Raw genomic sequence first — 7588 nt, forward strand, 5'->3', positions numbered from 1 at the left:
TTGCTCATCTTCACGGCCACACCTTCGCGGACCAGGTTCACCATCTGGCCGATGAGCACCTCGACGGTGTCGGGGTCGTCACCGAACGCGGCCGCGGCCGCCTTCAGCCGGCCGATGTACCCGTGGTGGTCCGCGCCGAGCATGTAGATGCACAGGTCGAAGCCGCGGGAGCGCTTGTCCTGGAAGTAGGCGATGTCGCCGGCGATGTACGCCGCGTTGCCGTCGCTCTTGATGACGACCCGGTCCTTGTCGTCGCCGAAGTCGGTGCTCTTGAGCCACCAGGCGCCGTCCTCCGGGAAGAGGTTGCCGGAGTCCTTCAGCGTCTGGACGGCCTTCTCCACCGCGCCGGACTCGAACAGCGAGTTCTCGTGGAAGTAGACGTCGAAGTCGACGCCGAACTCGTGCAGGGTGCGCTTGATGTGCGCGAACATGAGGTCGACGCCGATGGCGCGGAAGACCTCCTGCTGCTCACCCGCAGGCAGGTCCAGCACGTCCGGGCGCTGCCGCTGCACGTCGGCGGCGATGTCGGCGATGTAGGCGCCCGCATATCCGTCCTCCGGGGCGGGCTCGCCCTTGGCGGCGGCGATCAGCGAACGGGAGAACCGGTCGATCTGGGCGCCGTGGTCGTTGAAGTAGTACTCACGTGTGACCGCTGCACCCTGGGTGGACAGGATCCGGCCCAGCGCGTCGCCCACGGCGGCCCAGCGGGTTCCACCGAGGTGGATGGGGCCGGTGGGGTTCGCGGAGACGAACTCGAGATTGATCTTCTTGCCGTCGAGCGTGTGGCCGGACCCGAACGCGGCACCAGCCTCGAGGATCTTCGCGACGATCGCACCCTGCGCGTCGGCGGCCAGGCGGATGTTGAGAAAGCCCGGGCCCGCGATGTCGGCGCTGTCGATACCCTCGGCCGCGGTCAGCGCGTCGGCGAGCCAGCCGGCCAGCTCACGCGGGTTGGTACCGACCTTCTTGGCCACCTGCATCGCGACGTTGGTGGCGTAATCGCCGTGCTCGGGATTGCGCGGACGCTCGACCGTGAGAGTTTCGGGAAGCACGGACACGTCGAGTCCGCGTTCGGCGAGCACTTTCGCGGCGGTTCCGCGGAGCAGTTCGGCAAGGTCAGCTGGAGTCACAGGTATCTATCCTATGGCCAACGCGTCCCGAGCGGTGATCCGGCTTGCCGCGAGTCCCGGCGACCGCAGGCGAGCGTGGCCCCGGCCACTCTCCCAGGTTGCGCTCAGGGTGGGTAAGTAGAGTGGGACCGCCCTGAGTCCCGGCTCTCAGCTCCCGGTCGCCGGGGGTCGAGCGCCCGTAACCCACACACCGAAAGATCACAATCGATGCCAAGCGGTTCGGAAAGTCGCGGTCCCGATAAGAACTCGGGCGCGAAGTCGGCGAAGGCCATCAAGGCCGCCAAGAAGAAGAGCGGCGGAACGAAAGTCAAGGGCGGCGCGTCCGCTCCCCGGAACATCCCCTGGCTGACGATCGGCGCCGGAGCGGCCGTTCTCGCGCTCGTGGCGGTCCTCGCGATCAACCTGATTCCCAAGTATCAGGCGAAGGAAGAGGCCGCGAAGTACGCGCCGAGCGCCGAGAACCCCGACCCGTCGGTCAACATCGACGGCGTCCTGAAGGTCGACTACCCGGCAGGCATTCACATCCAGCCGACGCAGCGCGTCGCGTACGACCAGTCGCCGCCATTCGGCGGCCCGCACGACGCCATCTGGGCGACGTGCACCGGCACGGTCTATCCGAACGCGATCCGCACCGAGAACGCGGTGCACTCGCTCGAGCACGGCGCCGTGTGGATCGCCTACAACCCGGACGAGCTGTCCGCCGACCAGGTCGAGACGCTGAAGGACAAGGTGGACGGCGAGACGTACACGCTGATGTCGCCGTACCCGGGCCTCGACAGCCCCGTCTCCCTGCAGTCGTGGGGTCACCAGTTGAAGGTGGACAGCGTCGACGACGAGCGCATCGACCAATTCATCACCGCACTGCGGATCAACAAGAACACGTATCCCGAGGTCGGCGCGAGCTGCTCGTCCATCCCGGGCTCCGGTTTCGACCCGGACAACCCGCCGCCGTTCGACCCGTCCACGCCGGGCGCGGACGCGGTGCCGATGGACGGTGGCGGAATCAGCCCCGACCAGTCGGAATCCGGCGGCGCGGGAGCGCAGCTGCCGAGCGGCATGCAGCTCCCGAGCGACCTGCAGCTGCCGTCCGATCTGCAGCAGGCCCCGGCCGAGGGCGGCAATGGCTAGTTCTGCCGACACCGGGCACGGACCCGAGACCGATTCCGTCGACGACGCGGCCCCGGCCCGGCCCAGTCAGCGCACAGCGCTCCTGGTCATCGGGCTGATCGGGGCCATCGCCCTCGGGTTCGCGCTCGGGTTTCTCGCCCGGCTTCCGCTCGAGGACTCCGGTACCCCGGTTCCCGAGGCCGGTTCCGTCGATGTCGGATTCGCGCAGGACATGAGCGTGCATCACAGCCAGGCGGTGGAGATGTCGGCGATTGCGCTGGCCAATGCCACCGACCCGGCGGTCCGCAGCCTCGCGTACGACATCCTCACCACGCAGCAGAACCAGCTCGGACAGATGCAGGGCTGGCTCGCGCTGTGGGATCAGCCGGGTCTGCCGTCCGGCGGCTACATGGGCTGGATGGAGTCGGAGCACTCGGACGGTCACAGCCACGGGACTGCCGAGAACGCGCATATGGGGTCGATGTCGAAGATGCCCGGCATGGCGTCGTCGGAGGACATGGCCGCATTGCGTCAGGCCACCGGCCCGGCCGTCGACGTCCTGTACCTCCAGCTGATGCTGCGGCACCACCAGGGCGGGCTCCCGATGATGGAGTACGCGGCCCAGCACGCGTCGGAAGACGCGGTCCGCAGCCTCGCTCAGACGATGGTCGACACCCAGCAGAGCGAAGCGACGGTGATGACGAACATGCTCACCGCGAAGGGCGCCACTCCCCTGCCGATGAACTGACGTCCGGCGTCACGACCACGTCCAGTCGCGCACCTCGGGCATGTCCTCGAGGTGCGCGACGACGTATTCGCCGTGCCGTTCGAGTTGCCGCAGGCAGAAGTCGGCCAACTCCGTGGCACCGGCCGGTTCCCGCCTGGTGCGACGTAGCGCGGCGAGTGCGAGGTGGTAGCGGCTCATCCGGTTGAGCACGACCATGTCGAACGGTGTTGTCGTGGTCCCCTGTTCGCTGAAACCGCGGACGTGGAAGCGGTCCGGTGCAGGACGTCCGTGCAACAACTCGTGGACGGCGCGCGAGTACCCGTGGAACGCGAACACCACGTGCGTGTCCGCGGTGAAGAGGTCGAGGAACGTGCGCGCGTCGAATCCGTGCGGGTGCTCGGTGGGTGTGAGCAGCCCCATCAGGTCGACGACATTGACCACCCGGGTGACCAGTTCCGGGGTGTGTTCGCGCAGCAACTGCGCGGCGGCGAGAATTTCCTGGGTCGGGACGTCCCCGGCGGCGGCGAGCACGACGTCCGGTTCGGTGCCCGGAGAAGACTCCGTTCCCGCCCACTCCCACACCGACGCCCCGGCCGCGCAGTGCGCGTGCGCCTCCCCGAGGGTCAGGTACTGCAAGTGCGGCTGCTTGTCGACCACGATGAGGTTGACGTGATCGGTGCTGCGGAGGCAGTGGTCGGCGATCGAGAGCAGCGTGTTCGAGTCCGGTGGGAGCCACACCCGGACCACGTCCGGTGCGAGCGGGACGACGGCGTCGATCATGCCCGGCCCCTGGTGGCTGAACCCGTTGTGGTCATTGCGCCAGCAGGTGCTGGTGAGCAGCACGTTCAGCGACGCCACCGGCGCCCGCCACGGCAGATCCACTGCATGCTGCAGCCACTTGGTGTGCTGGACGAGCATCGACACGCTCACCATGGCGAAGGCCTCGTAGCTGGCGAACAGTCCGTGCCGCCCGGACAGCAGGTACCCCTCCAGCCAGCCCTCGCAGAGGTGCTCACTGAGCACCTCCATCACCCGGCCACGGGCCGACAGTCCGTCGTCGTAGTCGGTGACCGGTAGCTGCCAGCACCGGTCGGTCACCTCGAAGACGGCGCCCAACCGGTTGCTGGACGTCTCGTCCGGGCAGAACAGCCGGAAGTATCCACCGCCGTCGGGCGTGGTGGTGGCGGTGTAGAGGTCGCGGAGCAATTCGCCGAGCACCCGGGTGGTCTCGTGGTGGGTGGTGCCGGGTTTCTCGATGGGGAGCGCGTACTTCTCCAGGGGCGGCACCGGAAGATCCACCCGCAGGCGGCCGCCGTTCGCGTACGGCGACGAACCCATCCTCTTGTCGCCCTGCGGCGCCAGCCGCACGAGGTCCGGCACGAGTGCGCCGGACGAGTCGAACAGTTCGTCCGGGCGGTACGACCGCATCCACTCCTCGAGTTGACGCAGATGCGCCTCGACGGTCCGGACCCCCGACAGCGGAACCTGATGCGCCCGGTGGGTGCCCTCGACGAGCACGCCGTCGACGGTGTGCGGACCGGTCCAGCCCTTGGGGGTTCGCAGCACGATCGCCGGCCACTTCGCGGCGCTGCGCCTGCCTGCCCGCGCCTCCCGCCGAAGGTCGGAGATCGTGGTGTGCGCGTCGGACAGGGCGCGATGCAACGCGGGGAAGACCTGCCGCGGGTCGTCGCCGGAGACGACGACCGGCGCCCACCCCTGACCGCCGAGGAACGCCTCGACGTCGGCGTCGCTGCTGCGGCCGTAGACGGTGGGCCCGGCGATCTTCGCACCGTTGACGTGCAGGATCGGCAACACCGCCCCGTCGCGTTCCGGATTGAGGAATGCGGGCAGTTTCCACGACGCGGACAGCGGCCCCGTCTCCGCCTCGCCGTCGCCGATCACGCACGCCACCAACAGATTCGGGTGGTCGAACGCCGCCCCGGCGGCGTGCGCGAGCGCGTAGCCGAGTTCGCCGCCCTCGTGGATGCTGCCCGGAGTCTGCACACTGACGTGACTCGGGATACCGCCCGGCGTCGAGAACTGTCTGCAGAGCCGGTGGATACCGGCGGCGTCGAGGGATACGCCCGGATACACCTCCGAGTACGTCCCCTCCAGGTACGTGGCGGCGACGAGCGCCGGACCACCGTGACCGGGACCGGTCACGTAGAGGCAGTCGGTGTCGGTCCGGCGGATGAGACGGTTCAGCAGGGCGTAGATCATCGACAGCCCCGGGCTCGTTCCCCAGTGCCCGAGCAGCCGGGGTTTGATGTGTTCCGGGCGCAGCGGCTCACGCAGAAGCGTGTTGTCCTGCAGGTAGATCTGCGCGACCGTCAGATAGTTGGCCGCCGCCCACCACCGGAGGTCCGACTCGAGGTCGGCATCGGAATAGTGCCCGTCGGAATCCTGCGACCCCGGCTGCCGTACATCGGTCATTCTCGACCCCTCCCCGAGAGTTCGCGAGCGTCCACGTCCTCCCGACACTAGGCGTGTTCGGGCCTCTACCGGGGCGAGTCCACGAAGTAGGGGGACCGATTTGGTCGATCCCCCTACCTATGCGCTACCATTGGCCAGCCCAATCGGCACACCGGTTTTCCGGTGCGCCCCCGTAGCTCAGGGGATAGAGCGTTCGCCTCCGGAGCGAAAGGTCGCAGGTTCGAATCCTGCCGGGGGCACCACGAGAAACTGCGCCGCGTTGCCGCGGCGCAGTTTTTTTGTCTTTTCTTGCCGGACGAACGGGGGCAGGTTCAGGCCGGGGTGCTGCGGCGCATCTCGCGTCGGAGGATCTTCCCGCTGGCCGTCTTGGGCAGTTCGTCGACGATCTCGACGCGCCGCGGTGCCTTGTAGCTGGCGAGCCGCTCCCGGCAGTACTCGACGAGGTCGGCCGTCTCGACCGTCTGCCCGGGGCGGAGGCTGACGAATGCGGCGACGGTCTCGCCGCGGTAGCTGTCCGGTTCGCCGACGACGGCCGCCTCCCGGACGGCGGGATGCCGGTAGAGGACGTCCTCGACCTCGCGCGGCCACACCTTGAACCCGGACGCGTTGATCATGTCCTTCTTGCGGTCGACGACGTACACCCAGCCCTGGGCGTCCATGAATCCCACGTCGCCGGTGAGCAACCGGCCGCCGGGCAGCGACTGCGCCGTGGCTTCCGGTTTGTTCCAGTACGCGGGCACCACCATCGGTCCGTCGACGGCGATCTCCCCGACTTCGAGGGGGTCGAGGTCGGCGCCGTCCTCCCCGACGATCCGGATCACGGCGGACGGCAGCGGCAGGCCGATCGCCAGTGTGCCCGACGACGGATCGACGGGCGCCTCCAGATTCGGCGGGACGACGACGCACGGCGCGCTGGTCTCGGTGAGCCCGTACCCGTTGCGGATGTACTTGCCGGTCAGGTCCCGGAACCGTTCGACGACGGCGGGCGGTAGCGGGGCGCCACCGGACATCACGGCCTCCAGCGAGGCGAAGCGCTCACCGGAGAAGTCGGGGTGCGCCATCAGCGCCATGTAGGCGGTGGACGGGCCGACCATGAACACCGGCCGTTCCCGCTCGAGGGCGTCGAGCACCACTCCGGCGTCGAACCGGTACGCGAGGATCAACGGCGACGCCAGGTCGATTGCCGTGAGCAACTGGCACACCATGCCGGTGATGTGGAACAGCGGGGCGAGTGCGAAGATCGGCGACCCGGCGGGTTTGCTCTCGTACAGGCGCAGGATGGAACTGTTGACGGTGAGGTTCCGGTGCGTGTTGGTAGCGCCCTTGGGGACTCCACTCGTTCCGGACGTGTAGGACACCAGCGCGATGTCGTCCGGGTCCAGTCCGGGGTCCGGCAGGCCGGCGCCCGCGCGTGCGCGGGCCACCTCGAGCAGGTCGGGGACGCCCTCGGCGCGCGCCCGGGTCACTCCCCCGAATACGCGGGCGTCGCCCGACGTCTGGATGTCGAGTTCGCTGGCGGTCAGCGCGATCCGCACACCGGCGGCGGACGCGCGCTCCCCCACCCGATCGGCCCACGCGTTCTCGCTGCACACGATCGCGGTGACTCCGGCGTCGGTGAGGATGTGGGCGAGCTCGTCCCGGTACATCGGGTTCAGCGGGACGACGACCCCGCCTGCCTTCCACGTGCCGATCAGCGCCAGCACGAACTGCGGGACGTTCTGCAGGTAGATCGCGAGCCGGTCCCCCTTCCCGAACCCGTTCTCCGCGAGGTACGCGGCCACTCCGTCGCTGAGTTCGTCGACCTCGCGGTAGCTCAGGGTGCCGCCGAGGTACCGGACGGCGGGCCCGTCCGGGGCGGACGCGACCGCGGCCGAGAACATGTCGAGCGCCGTCCGGGCGGGGATCTCCCCCACCGAACGCGTGTTCTCGTCGTATCGGTCCATCCAGGGCCTGTCGTCGTACCAGCTCATCGTCGCCGTGCCGCCTCTCGCTCGTTCCGTGTTCCCGGTGGTGTGACCTGCTGTTCAGCGTGTGCCCGACATCCCGCCGTCCACGGGGACGATAATGCCGGTGACGTAGGCCCCGGCGCGTGAGGAGAGGAAGATCGCGGTGCCCGCGACGTCTTCCGGTGTGCCGACCCGGCCGAGCGGCACCGACCCCTCGACCGCCGTCTACTACTCGGGAGGGTGAA

5 protein-coding genes, 1 tRNA gene and 1 pseudogene are annotated in these 7588 nt (G+C 68.8%); 3 read left to right on the forward strand and 4 right to left on the reverse strand.

All coding sequences use genetic code 11. The features are described 5' to 3' along the window. On the reverse strand, positions 1-1130 hold a 1130-nt coding region (locus MLGJGCBP_RS12745; RefSeq protein WP_160096010.1), incomplete at its 3' end, for an arginine--tRNA ligase. A gap of 207 nt (positions 1131-1337) precedes the next feature. Between MLGJGCBP_RS12745 and MLGJGCBP_RS12750 the strand changes: the two genes are divergently transcribed. After that, positions 1338-2258: a DUF3105 domain-containing protein gene (locus MLGJGCBP_RS12750; RefSeq protein WP_160096012.1), complete on the forward strand. Its 921-nt coding sequence runs from the start codon at positions 1338-1340 to the stop codon at positions 2256-2258. Further along, entirely contained in the window at positions 2251-2985 is a 735-nt protein-coding gene (locus MLGJGCBP_RS12755) for a DUF305 domain-containing protein (protein ID WP_160096014.1), read from the forward strand. Before MLGJGCBP_RS12750 ends, MLGJGCBP_RS12755 begins: the two co-directional genes overlap by 8 nt. Before the next feature lie 9 nt (positions 2986-2994). On the opposite strand, the gene MLGJGCBP_RS12760 is transcribed toward MLGJGCBP_RS12755, so the two are convergent. After that, a complete protein-coding gene (locus MLGJGCBP_RS12760) occupies positions 2995-5397 on the reverse strand; it encodes a phosphoketolase family protein (RefSeq protein ID WP_160096016.1) in 2403 nt (800 codons plus the stop codon). A gap of 166 nt (positions 5398-5563) precedes the next feature. Here MLGJGCBP_RS12760 and MLGJGCBP_RS12765 point away from each other — a divergent pair. Continuing rightward, positions 5564-5639, forward strand: a tRNA-Arg gene (locus MLGJGCBP_RS12765). A gap of 69 nt (positions 5640-5708) precedes the next feature. Here MLGJGCBP_RS12765 and MLGJGCBP_RS12770 read toward each other — a convergent pair. Both MLGJGCBP_RS12770 and MLGJGCBP_RS12775 read right to left on the reverse strand, forming a co-directional pair. Next, complete coding sequence (locus tag MLGJGCBP_RS12770) at positions 5709-7367, reverse strand: AMP-binding protein (protein WP_160096018.1); 1659 nt, start codon at positions 7365-7367, stop codon at positions 5709-5711. 54 nt (positions 7368-7421) lie between these two features. Continuing rightward, positions 7422-7565 (reverse strand): annotated as a pseudogene (locus tag MLGJGCBP_RS12775) (SDR family oxidoreductase); the annotation flags it as partial. Positions 7566-7588: the final 23 nt, after the last annotated feature.

This window comes from Rhodococcus sp. T7, assembly GCF_009872365.1.
Classification (GTDB): Bacteria; Actinomycetota; Actinomycetes; order Mycobacteriales; family Mycobacteriaceae; genus Rhodococcus_F.

What these genes read in the sequence shown, in the direction of transcription:
- MLGJGCBP_RS12760 (WP_160096016.1), bottom strand. Translation starts at nt 5,397, where the DNA reads ATGACCGATGTACGGCAGCCGGGGTCGCAGGATTCCGACGGGCACTAT.
- MLGJGCBP_RS12750 (WP_160096012.1), top strand. Translation starts at nt 1,338, where the DNA reads ATGCCAAGCGGTTCGGAAAGTCGCGGTCCCGATAAGAACTCGGGCGCG.
- MLGJGCBP_RS12755 (WP_160096014.1), top strand. Translation starts at nt 2,251, where the DNA reads ATGGCTAGTTCTGCCGACACCGGGCACGGACCCGAGACCGATTCCGTC.
- MLGJGCBP_RS12770 (WP_160096018.1), bottom strand. Translation starts at nt 7,367, where the DNA reads ATGAGCTGGTACGACGACAGGCCCTGGATGGACCGATACGACGAGAAC.